This is a genomic window from Marinoscillum sp. MHG1-6, assembly GCF_024714475.1.
Classification (GTDB): domain Bacteria; phylum Bacteroidota; class Bacteroidia; order Cytophagales; family Cyclobacteriaceae; genus JAMZMI01.
In genome coordinates this window covers 424,668-444,866 of the sequence record NZ_JAMZMI010000004.1, presented here as the reverse complement: position 1 = coordinate 444,866, position 20,199 = coordinate 424,668, and the positions used below count along the sequence as shown (strand labels likewise).

11 protein-coding genes and 1 tRNA gene are annotated in these 20,199 nt (G+C 43.7%); 4 read left to right on the top strand and 8 right to left on the bottom strand.

All coding sequences use genetic code 11. The annotated features are described in order from the left end of the window. Positions 1–99 precede the first annotated feature (99 nt). A complete protein-coding gene (locus NXR94_RS11875; RefSeq protein ID WP_258104851.1) occupies positions 100–5,532 on the top strand; it encodes an alpha-2-macroglobulin in 5,433 nt (1,810 codons plus the stop codon). Further along, entirely contained in the window at positions 5,532–7,829 is a 2,298-nt protein-coding gene (gene pbpC, locus NXR94_RS11870) for a penicillin-binding protein 1C (RefSeq protein WP_258104850.1), read from the top strand. The genes NXR94_RS11875 and pbpC overlap by 1 nt, the downstream gene beginning before the upstream one ends. Positions 7,830–7,884: 55 nt before the next feature. On the opposite strand, the gene NXR94_RS11865 is transcribed toward pbpC, so the two are convergent. Next, a complete protein-coding gene (locus NXR94_RS11865; protein ID WP_258104849.1) occupies positions 7,885–9,753 on the bottom strand; it encodes a peptidase M61 in 1,869 nt (622 codons plus the stop codon). A gap of 197 nt (positions 9,754–9,950) precedes the next feature. On the opposite strand from NXR94_RS11865, the gene metG reads away from it, so the two are divergent. Both metG and NXR94_RS11855 read left to right on the top strand, forming a co-directional pair. Beyond that, positions 9,951–12,008 carry a methionine--tRNA ligase gene (metG, locus tag NXR94_RS11860; RefSeq protein ID WP_258104848.1) on the top strand — a complete coding sequence of 686 codons (2,058 nt, stop codon included), beginning with the start codon at positions 9,951–9,953 and terminating at the stop codon, positions 12,006–12,008. A 116-nt stretch (positions 12,009–12,124) separates the two neighbouring features. Beyond that, a complete protein-coding gene (locus NXR94_RS11855; protein ID WP_258104847.1) occupies positions 12,125–12,496 on the top strand; it encodes a LytTR family DNA-binding domain-containing protein in 372 nt (123 codons plus the stop codon). A gap of 98 nt (positions 12,497–12,594) precedes the next feature. Here NXR94_RS11855 and NXR94_RS11850 read toward each other — a convergent pair whose 3' ends face one another. From NXR94_RS11850 to purL, 7 genes are all read right to left on the bottom strand, one after another. Then, complete coding sequence (locus NXR94_RS11850; RefSeq protein WP_258104846.1) at positions 12,595–13,800, bottom strand: NAD(P)/FAD-dependent oxidoreductase; 1,206 nt, start codon at positions 13,798–13,800, stop codon at positions 12,595–12,597. Then, complete coding sequence (locus NXR94_RS11845; RefSeq protein WP_258104845.1) at positions 13,801–14,097, bottom strand: thiamine-binding protein; 297 nt, start codon at positions 14,095–14,097, stop codon at positions 13,801–13,803. It abuts the gene before it with no gap. 15 nt (positions 14,098–14,112) lie between these two features. Continuing rightward, the gene (pth, locus tag NXR94_RS11840) at positions 14,113–14,670 is read right to left on the bottom strand and encodes an aminoacyl-tRNA hydrolase (protein WP_258104844.1); all 558 of its coding nucleotides are present in this window, start codon (positions 14,668–14,670) and stop codon (positions 14,113–14,115) included. Positions 14,671–14,739: 69 nt separating this feature from the next. Further along, positions 14,740–15,363 (bottom strand): 50S ribosomal protein L25/general stress protein Ctc, encoded by a 624-nt coding sequence (locus NXR94_RS11835; RefSeq protein WP_258104843.1) that lies wholly within the window; start codon positions 15,361–15,363, stop codon positions 14,740–14,742. 9 nt (positions 15,364–15,372) lie between these two features. Beyond that, positions 15,373–16,311, bottom strand: coding sequence for a ribose-phosphate pyrophosphokinase (locus tag NXR94_RS11830; RefSeq protein ID WP_258104842.1), 939 nt, complete (start codon positions 16,309–16,311; stop codon positions 15,373–15,375). Between the two features lie 55 nt (positions 16,312–16,366). Further along, positions 16,367–16,439, bottom strand: a tRNA-Gln gene (locus NXR94_RS11825). 55 nt (positions 16,440–16,494) lie between these two features. Continuing rightward, positions 16,495–20,175, bottom strand: coding sequence for a phosphoribosylformylglycinamidine synthase (purL, locus tag NXR94_RS11820; RefSeq protein WP_258104841.1), 3,681 nt, complete (start codon positions 20,173–20,175; stop codon positions 16,495–16,497). Between the last annotated feature and the right edge of the window lie 24 nt (positions 20,176–20,199).

The following is a 20,199-nucleotide window of genomic DNA, read 5'->3' as shown; positions in this document are numbered from 1 at the left end:
AGCAGATCCATGCAGGTAAAGTTTTAATTTCACTTACACTGTTCTAATGCTTTAATTGTCTATTTTTCCGGGCTTAATATTTTAACCCCTAACTAAATTATGCGTAGCCATTTTCAATTCACCTTCCTACTCATCATCTTGTCATTTTTCATTTCATGTTCCGGAAACAAAAGCAACGAGAAGCCGGACAATACGGAGATTCAATATTCTCCGGAGGTGGCAGCCGTGGTTGATTATATCACCACTGGTACCATCCCACCAAATTCACCTATCAAAGTGTCTTTCGTGGAGTATTCAGTATCCGAGGATCAATTAAATAAAGCGGTAGAGAGTCCGTTTACATTTTCTCCCGCGGTTTCGGGCAAGGTGACCTGGGTTGAAACGAATGTGCTACAGTTCCAGGCGGATGAATCGTTTCAGTCGAGGGTCAACTACACAGGTAAGCTGGATTTATCCAAAGTGATAGAGGGGAATACACTTGATCCCGTAGATCTCAAATTTTATGTTCAGGGACAGGAGATTGTGTCTTTTTCGGGTGATTTAGAACTGTTGAACCCCAATAATCCAAAGCAATTGATCTATAAAGGTAAGATGGAATTTGGCCTGAAAACCGATATTGAAAAGGTATCAAAAGCTGCCTCTTTGGATGGAGAGGTATTGGATTGGAATCAGGAGGGAGATAAAAGCTTCAGCTTCGTCAGCAAGCCGATTGAAAGAAAGGATAGCGAAGCAAGGTATCTTTTTAAAATAGACAGAGGAGACCTGAATCTTGAGGAAGGCCTGGAAAGAGAGGTAAAAGTGGTGCCTCTGGACAAGCTTAGAATTAGCGCTGTTGAAAAGGATGACCAGGGCAAACATCCGAAAATCATGATCAAATTTTCAGATCAACTGGATGCCAATCAATCCATTGATGGTTTTATTTCTACCAATCCGGAGGTCGATTTTAAGCTTCAAAAAATGGGGAAATATGTGCTTTTGGATGGTGATTTTCGATTTGGTACCAGCTATGAGGTGAAAGTTGAGTCAGGTGTCAAGAGTAAATGGGCTACTAAGACTGAAGAGCCATATCAGGCTACTGTTACTTTCCCGGATATTAATCCGCAGGTAGAATTTGCGAGTGATGGAATATTCATGCCTACCAGCAACGACAAGAACCTTCAGTTTCTTACTACCAACTTGAAGAGGGTGCACGTGGAGGTAAAAAAGGTCCTTTCGAATAATACGGATCGATTTTTCAAAAATGAATCACTCAATAGCTCTAAGAAAAGAAACAGTGAATTTGATAATACCTACATTTCTTCCGTAGGGGCTATCGTCTATAACCAGACCTTTGAAATTGGTGGAGAGAAAAACACCTGGTTGCTCCATAACCTTTCGTTGGAAAATGTGCTGAAGGAGTTCTCCAATGGTCTTTACCTGATCAGGATCAATTTCAACCCAAAAGATGTGCTCGTGCCTGTCAAGGAAGACCGTTTGAGCTACATTCAAAAAAATGGTCAGATATATAAACCTGTGACCATTACTGATATTGGCCTATTAGCCAAAAGATATGATAATGACTCCTACAGGATTTACACAACGGATCTTAGAACCGGGGCTCCAATGCCGGGAGTGAGGGTGAAGGCCACAAGGTATGATGATAACTATTATGCTACTACCAATGACAAGGGAATGGCAACTATTCGTGCCAGTTCGTATGTCCAGCTAATTCAGGCAGAAAAGAATGGTCAGATGAGTGTCATCAAGCCCTATGAGATGGAGTGGAGTAACTCCGGCTATGATGTCGGGGGAATCAGTCCGAGCTCGCTAAAGACCAGAGCATATATTTACACAGAACGAGGAGTTTATCGTCCCGGTGATTCGGTCAACGTATCTTGTATTGTCCGATACAAGGATGGATCGGGTGGCAACAATATACCCGCGGATTTTTGGCTGTACAATCCGGAAGGGACACTTATCTATGAAACCACTGCTAAAGCGGCTCGCGACGGTTATTATAATTTCAATTTTGGAACAGATTTAAATGCTCCCACAGGTAACTGGAGCGTGCGAATCAGGGTAGGTAACAAGCATTTTTATCACACCCTGAAGGTGGAAACAGTGGTGGCCAACAAGCTTAAGGTGAAGGTGATACCCGCTTTGAAAACCATTTTGCCTGAAAACAAGCAATTGGAGTTTGAAGTAGAGAGTCGATACCTATTTGGTGCTTCAGCGAAAGGGCTACCCTATGAGACTGAAGTAGAGGTCTTTGATGTCTCCGAACCGTTTGCCAAATTCACTGACTACTCGTTTTTTAATCAATACATTGAATTTCAGGACATCCGAACCAAAATCAAGTCAGGTGCTTTGGATAGCGAAGGAAAGGCTAAAGTAGTTTGGAACGTACCCAATCTAAATCAGGCTCCTTCACCGCTGAGAGTCAAATTGATGGCTTCGGTACAACAGGAAGGCGGTCGTCCAAATGATGCATGGTCTTATCTGACGCTGCATCCTTTCTCCCACTATGTAGGGATTGATCGGGAAGTTCGATACACCAAGCTGGGCGCAAAACAGGATATCAAAGTAGTATTACTGGATCACAATGGGGAGTTGGTTTCAGGAAAAGATTTGGTTTACAGAATCTACCGGAACAATAAATACTGGTGGTATCAATATGATAGTTTCAGAGAATTTAAATTGAGATATAAGTCGGACAAGCATTCTTATCTGGTGGAAGAAGGGGCCATCAGATCCGGGAAGCCTTTTACCTCGGTTCCGTTTTTCCCACAACAAAGTGGGCAATATCTAATTGAAGTACAGGACGCCTCCAATCCAACGGGGCATATCTCTAGTGTATTTGTAAGTGCCTATCCTTATGGAGGTATCCCAACCGGGGATGAGAATGCCGGTACTTTGGCTTTGCGAAGTGATAAAGCGTCATACAATGTTGGTGAAACGGCCACAATTTCCTTTCCCTCACCAAGGCAAGGGAACGTCTTGCTTACTGTAGAGCAGGGTGATCGAATTCTTCATGACCAGTGGATCACTCCGGAGGACAAAGAGGACATGACTGTCAAGCTGAAGATTTTAGAATCTATGTCTCCAAATGTATATGTAACGGTAACAGTCTTGCAGGACCATGCCCAAACGGTCAATGATCGACCGATTCGGGTGTTTGGTATTTTACCATTGAAGGTTGTTGATCCATCCACCAAACAAGATCTTGTTATTGATATGCCGGATGAGCTTGAGCCGAAAAAGAAATTTGATATCAATATCAGCAATTTGAGTGGTGACCAGACTCAATTCACTGTGGCGGTGGTCGACGAAGGGTTGCTAGATATCACGGGTTTCAGGACACCCGACCCATGGAAGGAGTTTTTCAAAAAGATCCGTCTGGATGTAACTACTTACGACCTCTTTGGTCACGTGATAGGAGCGAACGCTGGTGATGTCTTCAAGACCTTCTCTATAGGAGGAGATATGGACTACCGCGAATCTCAGGTTGACCCCTTTGAGAAGAAAAAGAGGTTTAAACCTGTGTGCCTGTTCAAGGGGCCACTCATGACTGATGCCAAAGGCAAAGCCACTGTCAGCTTCACCATGCCTAACTATGTCGGATCCGTGCGTGTAATGGTTGTCTCCGCCAAAGGCAATGCGTTTGGCTCGGCAGAAAAAACTGTTCCAGTGACCAGTGACCTGATTATCCAGCCAACCATTCCCAGGGCCTTGAAACCCGGAGATGAGTTTACTGTTCCTGTAAATGTCTTTGCCATGAAAAAAGGGCTTGGTGCGGTGAATATCACCATGGATACAGAAGGGCCGCTCGAGGTCATTGGAGAAAGAAATATAAAGCACTCATTCACTGATGTGGACGATCAGTTGTTCCATTTCAAGGTGAAAGTCAAGTCAGCAATCGGACAGGGAAAAATTGTCATCATGGGTCAAGCGGCAAGTGCTCAGAGCTTCTTCGAAGCTGATGTACCTGTTTCACCTTCGGCGACTAGAGACTATCGTAGTGAAGAGAAGATCATTAAGCCCGGTGAAACGATCGCTTTTACGGTACCGAAAGTAGGATTAGATGGAACGAACAATGCGCGATTGCATCTATCTGTGTTTCCAAACATGGATTTTATGTCCAGGTTAGACTGGTTGATTCGGTACCCATATGGCTGTATCGAACAAACCACTTCATCTGTTTTCCCTCAGTTGGCACTGAAGAATATGTTCAAAGGGCAGACAGATCGACTGAAGGAAATAGATAAGAACATCAGTGCCGGTATTGATCGGTTAAGGTTGTTTCAGCTCAATGATGGTGGTTTTAGCTATTGGCCAGGAGGCGAAGAGGCTTCTGAATGGGGGAGCAACTATGCCGGCCAGTTCCTCATAGAAGCCAGAAAACAAGGGTACGTAGTGCCTGATGCCATGTATGATGGGATTGTTCGGTATCTGGAAAGACAAACAAGAAAGAGCAGCAATGAAAAGAAATACCTGATGACCCGTGTAAACAGATGTTATGTACTTGCCCTGGCCGGAAAGGCCCCTTTAAGTGAGATGAACTTACTAAAGCAGAATAATTACAATGACATGAATAGCGTGCAGAAATGGCAACTTGTGACTGCGTATAAATTGGCCGGTGCGGAGGATAAGATCCGGGATTTAGTAGAAACGATTAGCATGGAGGTTGAAGAATATAATGAGTTTGCCTACACTTATGGTTCGGGCAAAAGGGATTTAGGAATTATACTTCGATGCCTTGTCATTTTTGAAAGAGGAGATGATGCTGCTCTGCTTGCAAAGCGTCTCGCTAAAGTCCTGTGCGACAGATACTGGTACTCGACTCAGACATTGGGTCAAATGCTACTCGGAATAGGTAATTATTTTGAATTCGCAGGTATTTCAGTAAGTGATGATCTCATTGTTGAAGGAAAGGTGCAGTTGCCAAATGGTACCTCAGAAACAATCAAATCGGTCAATAAGTATCAGCTTTATATCAATGAAGGGTATGGCGGAGAACTTAAACTGACGTTAGATGAAGGAGTGAATGTGTCGCAAATGTATGCTACCTTATCATCCAATGGAGTGCCTTTAAAAGATGACACCAAAGAGAGTAATAAGAACATTCAATTGGATGTCGACTGGTTCAACGAGGATGGAGAAAACGTTGATATCTCTCAGCTTAAGGTTGGGAGTACGATTTACGGAAAGTACTCGGTGAAAAATATCAGCGTCGTTCCGGATATTGATGAAATGGCTTTGGTTCAGATCCTTCCATCTGGTTGGGAGATTGAGAATACCAGGCTTTCCAATGCGGTGATGCCGGAGTGGATGTCTCGCTGGAATATGGGATTTGAGGAATACCTTGATATCAGGGATGACCGAATCATGTGGTTCTTTGATTTAAACAAAGCCAAGCTGGATTTTGTAGTGAAAATTAACGTCATCACACAGGGTTCTTATCAGATGCCGGGTGCAAGATGCGAGGCGATGTACAACAATGACTATCTGGCTACCGAAGCGACACGTCAGGCACGGGTGATAAAGAGTGAATAATGAAGAAACGAGCGTTTCTTGTTGGGTCCATATTGATAGTATGGACCCTTGCTGCTTTATTTTGGCCTGTTTCTCTGCGAATCAGCAGAGACTACAGTCAGGTAATATTGGCAAAGGACAGCACGTTTCTCAGGGTATTTCTGAACTCGGACAAACAGTGGTGTCTGCCGCCACAATTGGATTCCGAAATTCCAGCAAATCTTCGGACAGCGGTATTAACCTATGAGGATCAGTATTTTGATTACCACCCCGGAGTGAATCCTATAGCCATTCTTAGAGCTGCATACCTTAATGCTAAACATCAAAAGGTGGTGAGTGGTGGAAGTACTATTACCATGCAGGTGGCCAGAATGATGGAGGATGAGGCTCGTACGCTGTTTCAGAAACTGATTGAAATCGTGCTTGCAATACGCCTGGAAGCACAATACTCCAAAGAAGAAATACTCAGGGAGTACCTGACCCATGCACCTTATGGAAGTAATATTCGAGGTTTTTCGGCGGCCTCATTTCGCTATTTTGAGAAGAAACCCGATCAGCTTTCCTGGGCCCAGGCGGCTACTTTGGCAGTCCTTCCCAATGCTCCGGGATTGATTTTCCCAGGCAAAAACAATGAGGGGCTAAAAGCAAAAAGAGATCAATTGCTGAGCAAGCTATTAGCAAAGCGTGAAATTGATCAGGAAACTTTTGAATTGTCATTACTGGAGCCTATTCCTTCTGAAATCATTCCCTTTCCACTGGCGGCCCCTCATCTAACCGAAAGAATACATCTGGAAAATGAATTGCCGGTTGTTTATACCACCATTGACCAGTCCATTCAATATGAAACTAATTTCTTCCTAAAGCAGCATGCTGCCCAACTTCAGCAGATGGGGATCATGAATGCCTGTGCGCTTGTTGTAAATAATAAAACAGGAGAGGTAGCCAGTTATGTTGGAAGTCAGAATTTTGATGACCTTGAAAATCAGGGCAGGGTAGACGGAGTAACTTCGCAACGATCCTCAGGTTCAATATTGAAGCCCTTTTTGTATGCTGCGGCTATTGATGAAGGTTTGATTCTTCCCAATACCTTGATCAAGGACGTTCCAACCTATTTTGAGAGCTTTTCTCCAAACAATGCCAGTGAGCAATTTTCCGGGATTATTCCTGCATCTAAGGCGCTCATTTACTCGCTCAATATCCCAGCCGTTCGACTTCTCAATATGTATGGTCTTACCAAATTCTACAACCTGCTGGAATCGGCAGGGGTGCAGACCTTATTCCGAACGGCAGATGATTACGGTCTTCCCCTGATTTTAGGAGGATCAGAGGTGACACCATGGGATATGGCGAAGCTGTACAGTGGTCTGGCTAAAGGAGGGATGTTTTCAGATATAACCTACTTAAAAGGTAATGAAAATGAAAGCCATCGTCTGTTGATTAGCTCGGGTGCCAGTAACCTGATATTAGAAGAAATGAAAGAGTTGATCAGGCCTGGGTTGGAGTTTTACTGGAAACGATACGGCAATCAAAAACCTATAGCATGGAAAACCGGAACAAGTTATGGGCACAAGGACGCGTGGGCAGTTGGCGCTACTCCCGACTGGACCATAGTGGTTTGGGTGGGTAATTTTAATGGAGAATCCAATAAAGGGTTATCGGGCATGCGAAGTGCAGGTCCTTTGTTATTCAATATTTTGAATATCCTTCCTGAGTCTGAGGATAAGAGATGGTTTGAATCAGATGAGGAGGATTTCACTGAGGTGAAAATTTGTAGTGAGACGGGGTTCTATGCTAATCCTAATTGTGCTAATGTCGAACTTTCCCGAGTTCCTGTAAATATGAAACCCATGCGGATATGTCCCTTTCACGAAAAACGCATACTGGATGAAAGCGAACGCTACATCGTCTGCTCAAGATGTTGGGGTGAACACCATGTTGAGCAAAACGTATTGCGCTATCCTCCTGATGTGAATTATTATCTATGGAAAAATGGCGGTATTGTAGAAGCTATTCCACCACATAACCCGAAATGTCCGGTGCGACAAGAAAGAGACGTGTTGAAAATCATCTATCCACTGGATCATGCCAACCTGTTTGTTACAAAAGATTTTGATGGGAGCTATCAACCTGTCGTGAGCCGTCTGGCAACCCAATTTCCAGATCGTGAGGTATTTTGGTACCTGGATGATGAGTTTTTGGGAAGTACGATCAGAAAACCTTCCTTACCGCTAAAGTTGAAGGCCGGAGCTCACCAATTAGCTGTGGTTGATTCTGAAGGCAATAGAGATGAAGTTGGTTTTTCGGTCATTATCAATTGAGGGAAATAAAAAAGCCACTCTTTGGAGTGGCTTTGGATCTATTTAGAATTCTTATTTAGTCTGCGGTAATCCATGCATCTAGCAGGGCCTGTTGGTCCTCCGAAGGATCCTCCATAAATGAGACTTCGTAACCACTCATCGCATCTACGGCCATGGCTTTCGCCTTGAGCTTTTTCTTTTTCACCTTGCCTTTTTTGTTCTCACGACCAACTACTGCAATTACCTTATCCCCGGCAAAAGTGTTTTCCTTATAATTTCCAAACACTTCACCAGCATTCTGAAGCGTAACCTCCATGCCTTTGATACTCATGAGGATGTCACCCTCTTTGTATCCCATGGCCTCACCAAACTCATTCATTTGGTCGGTGCTCGTAATGATAATCTGATTATCTCCATTCAATCCAAGCGCGATGTTTCCAGCGGTGATTACCTTGGTTTGAGTTGGCGCTGTATACTCGATGCCAGCCCAGGAGAGCACTTCCTCGAATGGTAGAGGCTCTTTGCCAGCTACATATGTTTTTAGGAATTCACCAACTTCCGGATAGGTTAGATCGGTGATATCTGCGAACAGTTCTTCGTCTTTGAAACTCACCTCCTTACCGTACTTTTTAGCCAGCTGTCTCATGAGCCACTGGAGGTCTTTTTCACCATTACTGTATTTCAGGATATAAAGATCGAGGCACATACCGATCAGGGCTCCTTTTTGATATACGTTGCCGTACATGGGCTCAAATTCAGGTTCCAGTATTCTACGGCTCATCTCTGTAAAAGAAACATCGGCAGGGTAGCGATCAGCGCCTTCCATTTTCTCTGCTATTTCAGCGATAAACTTTTCAGGGGAATTAAGGCCGTATTTAACCTGAACATGCATAGAGCTATACTCTGTCACCCCTTCGTACAACCAAAGGTGTTCTGACATCTCCGGCTCGATATAGTTGAAGTTGCCAATTTGCTCGGCGTGGATATTTAAAGGTGTTACGATGTGAAAGAATTCGTGAGACGCCACGTCCCTAACAATCCCACTGATTCTATCACCCGCTCTTTCAGGTAAGAAGTAAAGGGAAGAATACGAATGTTCGAGGGCTCCATATGAGCCGGTCAAAGTCATGTCATCAAACAAGATGATCAGGTAGGAGTAACGATCGACAGGTAGCTCACCGCCCAGGTAATCTGTTTGAGCTACCATCAGATCGTAAATGTTATCCATCACATCTTTTGCGGTCAAAATGCCATTTGGTGAAAAGACAGAGACACTAATGTTGGCATTGGAGATCTGTCTGCTGACCGTATCCGGCATGCAGTAGAGAATAGGTCCGTCCGCAAGGAAATTGAAATCAGCTGCAGTGAAAGTATCCACTGTGTCTGAGTTAGTCGATTTTTTGAGGGCCGAAGCACCATATATTTCCGGTCTGTGTGTAATGGCGACCTCGTAAGGATTCATTTTCATGCCATCGACATATCCAATAAACCCAAAAGTATTCATCACGAAAAGCTGTTTCTCTTCGTTGATATCGGTTCCTCCCGGATCAAAAACTACATTTTCCCCATCAGAAGTATATCCCTCGCATTCATCTCTTGAATCATTTACCAGATAGGATATTTTAGTCAGTTTGCCTGAATTCTCAATTTTCCACCTGTTAGTTGATACTTGTTCCACACTCAGGGAATTTCCATTGGCATCAGTGGCTGTAAGATCAGTTACAAAGCGACCAAAGTCTGAAATGCTGTAGGTTCCCGGAACCACCTTGGACATATGATATTCTATAAATTCACTATCAGATTGTGGCGGGTAAATGGTTACAGGTACTTTATCGTCCTTTGCGGCGGTGAGGTCGATTTCTACTTTATAAGAATCAGTAGTTTGGGCAATGCCCATAAACGTACACAATAGTAGCATCAGACCTAATGAGTTTTTGATCATCATATCTTGTTAATTATTACTTGTTTTTAGGGAAACGTACCTATTTAACTCGGTGCTTCCTCTTTTATTTTAAAGGCGAGCACATCGCTTCAGTGGTAAATATAGGTGTAGTTGTCATTCTAAAAAGCCCAAAATGAAAACTTTGACAAGCTTCTTGCCTCATCATTCTTTCTATATTTGCGCCACAATAAATCAGTAACATGTCAGACAAAAATTTCAAGAGATATACGATTACTTCAGCACTACCATATGCTAATGGCCCCGTTCATATTGGACATTTGGCAGGAGTATATGTTCCTGCTGATATCTATGCGAGGTATTTGAGGTTGAGAGGAAACGATGTAGCGTTCATTTGTGGCTCAGATGAGCATGGCGTGGCGATCACCCTAAAGGCTAGAAAGGAGGGCAAAACACCTCAACAAGTGGTGGATCAATATCACGAACAGATCAAAACGTCTTTTGAAAAATTTGGGATCAGTTTTGATATCTACTCCCGCACAACTTCTAAAACTCACCATGAGACTGCATCTGAGTATTTCCAGAAGCTCTATGAAAATGGTAAGTTTTTGGAGCAGTCATCCGAACAATTCTTTGATCCCAAGGAAAATCAGTTCCTGGCAGACAGATATATCAAAGGAACCTGTCCGACTTGTTCGTTTCCGGAAGCCTACGGGGATCAATGTGAAAGCTGTGGTTCTACACTTAGTCCATCAGAATTGATCAACCCGAAGTCCATGTTGAGTGGTGAGGCGCCTGTCTTAAAAGCTACGAAGCACTGGTACTTTCCATTAGATCAGTATGAGGACTGGCTGAGAAAATGGATACTGGAAGACCATAAAGAATGGAAGCCCAATGTTGCCGGTCAATGCAAAAGCTGGCTGGATGGGGGACTAAAACCACGTCCGATGACCCGTGACCTTGATTGGGGAATTCCGGTTCCGGTAGAAGGGGCTGAAGGAAAGGTATTATATGTGTGGTTTGATGCACCGATTGGGTACATCTCGGCAACAAAAGATTGGGCTGCGGCTACTGGCAAGGATTGGGAGCCATATTGGAAATCAGATGACACCAAACTGGTCCATTTTATTGGGAAGGATAACATCGTATTTCACTGTATTATTTTCCCTGCATTACTTAAGGCTGATGGAGGATACATTTTCCCGGAAAATGTGCCGGCCAATGAGTTTCTAAACCTGGAGTCCAATAAGATTTCTACTTCGAGAAACTGGGCGGTTTGGCTGCATGAGTATCTGGAAGAATTCCCGGATAAGCAGGACGTGTTGCGATATGTGTTGACAGCCAATGCTCCTGAGACCAAGGATAATGACTTTACCTGGAAGGACTTCCAGACCAGGAATAATAGTGAGCTCGTAGCCATCTTTGGAAACTTTGTAAATAGGGCAGTGGTGCTCACACATAAGTTTTTTGAGGGCACAGTACCAATGAAAAATGAGCTGCAACCAATTGATGAAGCTGTTCTGGTAGATGTCAAAGCGGGAATTAAATCAATTGAAGCTTCATTGGAGCAATATAAGTTCCGCGAAGCTTTGAGTCAGCTAATGGACGTGGCACGTTCTGGTAATAAATACCTTGCCGAAACGGAGCCGTGGAAGCTGATTAAGGAAGATAAAGAAAGAGTTGCAACCATTATGAACATCGCACTCCAGATTTCATCTACACTTTCGATTATTGCTGAGCCCTTCTTGCCATTTACTTCGGGTAAACTGAAAGAGATGCTTTGCCTTGAAAATGCAGATTGGAAACTAGCGGGAGAAAGCGACCTCTTGAAGGAGGGACAAGAAATAGGAAAGGCAGCTTTGTTGTTTGAAAAAATTGAGGACAGTGCAGTGGAAGCACAGGTACAAAAACTTATGGATACTAAAAAAGCGAATGAGGCGGAAGCGGAGGGATCAAAAGTGGTTCCTGCTAAGGAGGTTGTGAATTTTGAAGAATTCATGAAAATGGATCTGAGAGTAGGTGAGATCAAGACCGCCGAAGCTGTTCCTAAATCTAATAAGCTGCTGAAATTCACTGTTGATACAGGACTGGATCAGCGAACCATTGTAAGTGGGATCGCCAAACATTTCACCGCTGAGGAAATGATCGGAAAAAAGGTTTTGGTTATGTCTAACCTGGCGCCACGTAAGATTATGGGGATCGAATCGCAGGGGATGCTATTATTTGCTGAGAATGAGGACGGCTCTTTGAAAGCAGTTAGTCCGGGTAGTGATGCGCAGAACGGAGCGACGGTGGCCTAGGTAGTTTAACCCGGCAAAAGGGTAATCCGGATTTTAATAGGGAAATACAGGCAGTTCACCGAAAACATTTTGTGATCTATCGGTTCTGAGGTGATCTTGTAACCAATTTTAATTGGATGAAGATACGAGCCATCAGCATTGACGATGACCCCATTTCCGGCCTGGCAATCAAGGGGGTATGTAGACATTTTCCATCAGTTGAGTTTGTCGGTGCTTATACCGACCCTGTTAAGGGGATCATGATGATGGAAGCCAAAAAACCTGATTTAGTCTTTTTGGATGTTGAAATGCCCAAAATAAACGGACTGCACATTCTAAGCAGTATCACACATCAACCGAAGGTAGTGATCATGTCCTCAAACCCTGGCTTTAGAAATGAAGCACTTGGTTTGAAGGCATGTTTTTTTATTCATAAGCCAGTAACGATAGAGAACTTTGGGGAAGCATTGGCTAGCGTGGAGAAAGAAATACGACTGCAGTCACTTTAGGGAAGCAGGTAGCTAATTTTGCCAAGAAATTCACTATTGATAACCAGGTCAAAGAGATGAGTCTTTTATTGGCCAGACGAGGTTTGTTGGAATTGTGATTAGATATTCTCCGAAATCACCCATCCGGCACTCCAGCATGCCTGAAAATTGAATCCCCCTGTAATCCCATCAATATCTAGTACTTCCCCTGCCAAATACAGCCCCGGGAATCGCTTGCATTCGAAAGTTTTTAAAGAAACCTCCTTGAGGCTCACACCGCCGCAGGTAACGAACTCTTCCTTGAAAGTGCTCTTTCCTTTCACTGGATATAATCCTTGGGTAAGCTCTTCAATTAGCTTATTGATTTGCTTTTTCGAGAGATCAAGGTTTTGTTGTTCATCTAATATACCTGCCGTAGCACACATTCTTTCCCAAAACCTTTTCGGCAGCCCGAACTGAACTGCTCCCATGGTTTTCTTCTTTGGACTGGTGGTCTTCAGTTCTTGTAAAGTAGATCTGACCTCTTCCTGATTAAGCCCTGGGACAAAATTGATCAATACCCCAAAATCATATTTGCGTTCCTTTAATTCCAGCGCACCCCATGCCGAAAGCTTAAGCACGACCGGGCCACTCAAACCCCAATGGGTGATCAATAGCGGACCACTTTCTTCAAGTTTGGATTTGACGACCTTAATATGAACGTTTTCAAAACTCACTCCAGGAAGGTTGTGAAGCCTTGGATCATCAATATTGAAAGTGAAGAGGGAGGGGGCGAGCGGTGTTATTTCTAATCCCAGGTCTGAAAGGATATTCAGTGAAGAAGGTGTTGAACCCGTGGCAAATATGACCTTGTCGGCCTCGTATTTTCCTTGATTGGTTTCAATGATCCATTCTCCTGAGTCTGTAGAGATCGCTTTGACAGCTGTGTGATAATGGGTTTTGATCCCAAGTTCGTACGAGCGGTTAACAAAGCAATCAATAATGGTTTGTGAGCTATTACTGACCGGAAAAACTCGTTGATCTGCCTCAGCTACAGTGTCCACTCCGCGTTGACTTAACCAACGGACCATATCAGAAGTGGTAAAGGCTTTGAATACCAGATGGAGTTGTTTTTGACCTCTTGGATAGAATTTGGTAAGCTCTGAAGGGTTATCACGCTGGTTGGTGACATTGCAACGACCTCCACCGGAGACTTTCACTTTGGCAAGTCCTTTGCCCGCTTTTTCTAGTATAGTGATCTTGTAATCAGGATGCTTCTCCGCAATGTTGATTGCAGAAAAATAACCGGCAGCGCCGCCTCCGATAATGATTACCTGTTGGCTCAATTATCTATCTAAGTTCTTTTCCTCAAAAGTAACCGGGCCATCTTTTCGATAATGGATTCGGTAGTAGACCAGACATTCATCAGCACCAGCATCCAGAACTGCTTTTTGAGCCTTTTCGGCTATCTGAACCAGCTTTTCATACGGCCCTTCCATCACGGTTTCAAAAGGAGTGATCATGTGCTTTACACCCGATTCAATGATCACATCAATCGCGTGATCAACAAGTTTATAGGTATCAAGACCATTTTTTGATTTAGGGACAATTTGTATACCTAACGTAATATCGTGTGGGGTCATTTGAAAAAGTTCTTGTTAATTAAACTGATTCATGGCTCGCGCCAGTCCAATAGTGCAAAAAGCAAAAATGGCGTCAATGGCGCGATCCATATTCAAAACGAGTTCGTCCATCTCTTGTTTGCTAAACGGACTTAATACGTAGTCAACCTGTCGTCCTTTAGAGAAATCATCGCCGACACCAAATCTCATTCTGGGGTAGTTTTGTCCTCCGGTTAGTTCCTCGATGTTTTTCAGTCCGTTATGTCCTCCACTGGAGCCTTTAGCCTTTAAGCGTATTTTACCATAGGGGAGGGCGATATCATCAGTGATCACTAATAAGTTGTCCTTAGCTATTTTATGCTCCTGCATCCAATACTTAACCGCTTTGCCACTTAGATTCATGTAAGTGGTTGGCTTGACCAGAATCAAAGTCCGTCCTTTGTATTTGATTTCAGTGGTAAAAGCATGTCTTCCTTGTTCAAAGGCAGCGCCCTGATTGTCTGCGAGCCTGTCCAGTACAAGAAAGCCAATATTATGCCTGGTGAGCTCATATTCGGCTCCTATGTTTCCTAATCCAACTATTAAGTATTTCATATGAGATGTGCGAAAATAAAAAATCCTGCCCCAATGGAGCAGGATTTCAATCTAATCTCTAACTCAGAATTAAGCTTCTGCAGATTCTGCTTCAGCTCCTTCTTCTTCTCCTTCTTCACCCTCAAGCTCAGCAGCAGTTTTTCCACGAAGTGCTCTAGGAATTTCAACACCAACTACAGAGACCAATGGGCTGTTCAAAATTTCATAATCACCAGTAGGGATTTCACCAACTTTGATCGTTTTACCAAGACCAAGTTTAGTTACATCGATTTCGATGTGCTCAGGCATGTTTTTAGGCAATGCTCTCACACTTAGGAATCTAACCTTCTTGATAAGTTTACCACCACTTTTCACACCGGCAGCCTGACCAACAGTATGGATAGGAATATCCATTTTTACAGGTGTACCTACGTGAAGTTCAAGGAAGTCCACGTGAAGGATTGCTTCACTTACCGGGTGGAATTGAAGATCCTGAAGAATAGCTCTTACTTTTTGACCTTCGATGTTTAGTTCTACGAAGTGAGCCTCATCAGTGTAAACAATTTCTCTAAAAAGAAGTCCTGGAGCATAGAAGTGAATTTGTTCTTCTCCTCCGTAGAGTACTCCTGGAACATAACCTTCGGCTCTCAATCTTTTAGATTCAGTTTTGCCAAGATTTGCTCTTTTATACCCTATAATCTCAACAGTTTTCATAGTATATAATTAATTGTTAATAAAAAGCGAACTTATAGATCCATAGTTATGGACGTTATTGATTGCCTGCGCAAATAGCTCTGCAACAGTCAATACTTTTATTTTACTACTTTCTTTTTTGAGCGGTATAGTATCCGCTACGATTAATTCCTCCAGCTCAGAAGCTTCAATGTTCTCATACGCTTTACCTGATAGAATAGCATGAGTACATATTGCTCTTACACTATTCGCACCCTTTTCTTTGATCAGGTTGGCCGCTTTGCTGATGGTTCCTGCTGTATCTGCAAGGTCATCAACCAAAACCACATCTTTCCCCTCTACATCTCCAATCACTTGCATAGAAGCGATTTCATTGGCTCTCTTCCTGTGCTTATCGCAAATGACGATCTCCGCACCGAAATGCTTTGCAAAGGCCCTTGCTCTTGCTGAGCCACCCACATCAGGTGAAGCAAAGATCAGGTTTTGCAAATTTAGCGATCTAATGTACGGCACAAAAATGGCCGTTCCATCCAGGTGATCTACCGGAATATCAAAAAAGCCTTGAATCTGGCCTGCGTGCAGGTCCATCGTCATGATCCTGCTAGCTCCTGCAGCTGATATCAGGTTAGCCATCAACTTTGCTGCAATTGCTACTCTTGGTCTGTCTTTTCTATCCTGTCTTGCGTAACCGAAGTAAGGTATTACTACCGTTACGTATTTTGCACTCGCCCTTTTCGCTGCATCGATCATGAGCAATAGCTCCATGATGTTATCAGTAGGAGGGGTCGTTGACTGAATCAGAAAAACATCACAGCCACGAACTGATTCGTTATAGCTGAATGAAAGCTCCCCATCGCTGAACCTTTGTGAACTACATTGCCCAAGTGCTTGTCCGTAGGATTTTGAAATCCTTTCAGCTAGTTCGTTGGTCCCTTTACCGGAGAATAGTTTTACAAAAACTTCAGACATTCGGTCGCTTTTAAAATAAAAAAGCCCGATCCCTTAACGGGACGGGATTTTATTGTTGGCCTACTAGGGCTCGAACCTAGACTCTTCTGAACCAAAATCAGACGTGTTGCCAGTTACACCATAGGCCAAAACGGACTGCAAAAGTATGTGAACTTTTGATAAATCAAAATACTGTTTGCTGAATTATTGATGATTTTTTATCCACTTAAACGCATTTACGAACGGTTCCATCCATGGGGAAACATCCATGCCGCTGAGTGCCTTATTGTTAGGCCAATTCCATGGGAATAATGAGCGTTCAAGGTGTGGCATGATCGCTACATGACGACCATCCCTGGAAGCAACTGCTGCGGCACTGAAGTCACTGCCGTTTGGATTGCCAGGGAACTGATCGTAGGCATATTTTACAGGAATCACATAATCTGCGGCGTTACCTGGTAGGTCAAACCTTCCTTCACCATGTGCCAGCCAGATACCAAGACGTGTTCCGGACAAAGAACCAAACATGATGGTTTCATTATCTTCTATCACCACATCTACGAAGGCAGACTCAAATTTCCTGGAGCTGTTGTGTTTCATTTTAGGATGAGATTCCCCCATTTCAGGGTAGATCACACCAAGCTCCATTGCTACCTGGCAGCCATTACATACCCCAAGGCTCAGTGTATCTTTTCTTTTATAGAAGTTATCCAAAGCGGTTTTGGCTTTCTCATTGAAGACAAATGATCCTGCCCAGCCCTTTCCGGAACCAAGGACATCTGAATTGGAGAAACCTCCTACAAAGACAATCATATTTACATCGGAAAGATCCTCACGGCCGGAAACAAGGTCTGTCATGTGAACATCTTTCACATCAAATCCTGCCAGGTAGAGTGCGTACGCCATCTCCCGATCTCCATTCACCCCTTTTTCTCTGATGATAGCGGCCTTGACACCGCTCTTGGTCTTGCGGTTAGGATCAAGGTTTAGCGCACCATAAGAACCTTTAAAATTGATAGGGAGTGAGTAGGATAGCGCTTGAGCCTTATAGTTAGTATATCGCTTTTCAGCATGCTCTTTGCCACTCTGGGCTTCGTCAAAAAGATAAGAGGTTTTAAACCAGGTGTCACGCTGAGCGTCTATGTCCAGATTCAGGCTCCAGTCACCTTTAGCCACACTTAAGGTTCTTTGCGCTGTCGTGTTTCCAAGCTCAAAGAAATTGACTGAATGCTCACTAAGAATTTCAGCAACTTTCTCTGCTTCTGTACACTGGATGATTACCGCCGGGTTTTCCGCAAATAATGTTTTGATGATATCTTCCTCGTCAAACCCTGATAGGTCAACCTTCATACCCCCGGAAGCATTCGGGAAGTTCATTTCCAATAAAGTGGTGATCAGACCACCTGAAGAGATATCGTGACCAGCAAGGATCAACCCTTTGTTGATGAGCTCCTGAATAGCGTTGAATGCATTTTTAACAATGCCTGGAGTGGTATCTGGACAATCCTCCCCAATATATGAGTTGGCTTGCGCAAATGAGCTTCCACCCAGTTGGAGGTCAGTTATACTGAAGCTGACATAGATCAACGAGCTGCCTACAGCAGCGCTGTCAATATTAGGATTCACCGTTTTTGTAATATCAGATACCTCACCAACCGAGCTGATGATAACGGTGCCCGGTGCCATAACCTTCTTGTCCGGATATTTTTGAGTCATCGAAAGAGAATCTTTACCTGTAGGGATATTGATGCCCAATGTTGAAGAGAAGGTACTAATGTCTTTCACCGCTTTATATAGCCGTGCATTCTCACCATCATTTTTCGCCGGCCACATCCAGTTGGCACTTAAAGAAACACCTTTCAATCCATGGGTCAATGGCGCCCAAACCAGGTTAGCCAGGGCCTCAGTAACCGACAACCTTGAACCCGCTCCGGGATTGATCAAAGCCGGGATCGGGGAGTGCCCGATAGAGGTAGCCATTCCTTTTTTGCTTTTGTAGTCCATGGCCATTACTGCCACGTTGTTCAATGGTAATTGGATCTCACCCGTTGTTTGCTGCGTAGCCACTTTTCCGGTTACCGAACGGTCCACCTTGTTAGTGAGCCAGTCCTTACAGGCAACTCCTTCGAGTTGCAAAACGGCGTCGATATAAGATTTTACTTTTGAAAGATCGTAAGGTTTGTCTTCGTAGATCTTATCAGTTACTTTGTCTACAAGAATTGTTTTTGGAGATGATCCAAAAAGATGCTCAAGCTTTAGATCAAAAGGGGCTTTTGCATGTCCATTTCTGGAAAACTTAAGCTCCATAGTACCATTGGTTACACCCACTTCATAGTAAGGGGCACGCTCTCTTTCGGAAACATTTTTAAGGTACTCTGTCTTCGCAGGATCAATTACCAATCCCATACGTTCCTGGGACTCATTACCAATAATTTCTTTATCCGAAAGCGTAGGGTCTCCAACAGGGAATTTGTCCATGTCAAAGTCTCCACCCGCATCCTCTACCAATTCTGATAGACAGTTGAGGTGACCACCGGCTCCGTGGTCATGGATCGAAACGATTGGATTTTCGTCCAGCTCAGCCATGGCACGAACAGCATTACAAACCCTCTTTTGCATTTCAGGATTAGAACGTTGAACTGCATTGAGTTCCAGTGCCTGGTTGAAGGCTCCCGTATCTACAGAAGATACCGCACTACCACCCATTCCAATGCGGTAGTTATCACCCCCGAGGATCACGACCTTCTGATCTTTACCCACGGGCTTTTTCAGGCAGGTTGCTTTTTTTGCATAACCAACGCCGCCGGCCATCATGATTACCTTATCGAAGCCCTGAACTTCTCCTTTTTCTTCGTGTTCAAAAGTGAGTAAGCTACCAGAGATGAGCGGTTGCCCAAACTTATTACCAAAGTCACTAGCACCATTGGACGCCTTGATCAAGATTTCTTTAGGGGTCTGATAAAGCCACTTTCTTTCCGGGACATTCTGCTCGTGCGCTTTTCCCGGTTCAAGACGGGCATAAGAAGTCATGTAGACCGCCGTTCCTGCCAGAGGGAAGCTTCCCTGTCCACCGGCCATTCTATCCCTGATTTCTCCTCCGGATCCTGTAGCTGCGCCGTTGAAGGGCTCGACTGTGGTCGGGAAGTTATGGGTTTCAGCTTTTAGGGAGATAACAGATTCGTATTCCTTGGTTTCAAAAAAGTCAGGCTTATCCTGTGTGGCCGGAGCAAATTGTTCAGCAACCGGACCTTCAATAAATGCTACGTTGTCTTTATATGCTGAAACAATAAAGTTTGGATTGTCCTGGGAGGTCTTTTTGATCCATTTGAATAGAGAGAGTTCCTGCTCTTCTCCGTCTAGGATAAAGGTTCCGTTAAATATTTTGTGTCGGCAGTGCTCGGAGTTGATTTGTGAAAAACCAAAAACCTCTGAGTCTGTCAATGGTCTGCCAATTTCTTTCGCTACATTTTCTAAAAAGCTGATCTCCTCTTCGCTCAACGCCAGACCTTCGGTTTCGTTGTAGGCTTTTAGATCCTCGATCGATTTGATGGGTTCAGGCTCAATGTTTAGGGTGAAGATATTCTCACTAATGCCTGAATATTTTTGCTGTAGCATCGGGTCAAATTCCCTCACCTCTTTTTTGAATGATTCTATCCTAAATAGTCCCGTAACACCAGCATTTTGAGCAATTTCAACAGCATTGGTGCTCCATGGAGTGATCATTTCTTTTCTTGGTCCGACAAATTCCCCCTCAAGAGATTTTTCGTCCAGCGGTGTAGCTCCCGAAAATAACCAGGACAGGGTGTCAAGGCTTTTCCCTGAAAGAGATTCATGACTGCCAACAATGTAAAATTCAGAAACGCTTTTTTGAAAAATATAGATCATGGAGGGTATCAGATTAAAGCGCAA

What these genes read in the sequence shown, in the direction of transcription:
- purL (WP_258104841.1), bottom strand. Translation starts at nt 20,175, where the DNA reads ATGATCTATATTTTTCAAAAAAGCGTTTCTGAATTTTACATTGTTGGC.
- NXR94_RS11855 (WP_258104847.1), top strand. Translation starts at nt 12,125, where the DNA reads ATGAAGATACGAGCCATCAGCATTGACGATGACCCCATTTCCGGCCTG.
- NXR94_RS11830 (WP_258104842.1), bottom strand. Translation starts at nt 16,311, where the DNA reads ATGTCTGAAGTTTTTGTAAAACTATTCTCCGGTAAAGGGACCAACGAA.
- metG (WP_258104848.1), top strand. Translation starts at nt 9,951, where the DNA reads ATGTCAGACAAAAATTTCAAGAGATATACGATTACTTCAGCACTACCA.
- NXR94_RS11835 (WP_258104843.1), bottom strand. Translation starts at nt 15,363, where the DNA reads ATGAAAACTGTTGAGATTATAGGGTATAAAAGAGCAAATCTTGGCAAA.
- NXR94_RS11865 (WP_258104849.1), bottom strand. Translation starts at nt 9,753, where the DNA reads ATGATGATCAAAAACTCATTAGGTCTGATGCTACTATTGTGTACGTTT.
- pbpC (WP_258104850.1), top strand. Translation starts at nt 5,532, where the DNA reads ATGAAGAAACGAGCGTTTCTTGTTGGGTCCATATTGATAGTATGGACC.
- NXR94_RS11845 (WP_258104845.1), bottom strand. Translation starts at nt 14,097, where the DNA reads ATGACCCCACACGATATTACGTTAGGTATACAAATTGTCCCTAAATCA.
- pth (WP_258104844.1), bottom strand. Translation starts at nt 14,670, where the DNA reads ATGAAATACTTAATAGTTGGATTAGGAAACATAGGAGCCGAATATGAG.
- NXR94_RS11875 (WP_258104851.1), top strand. Translation starts at nt 100, where the DNA reads ATGCGTAGCCATTTTCAATTCACCTTCCTACTCATCATCTTGTCATTT.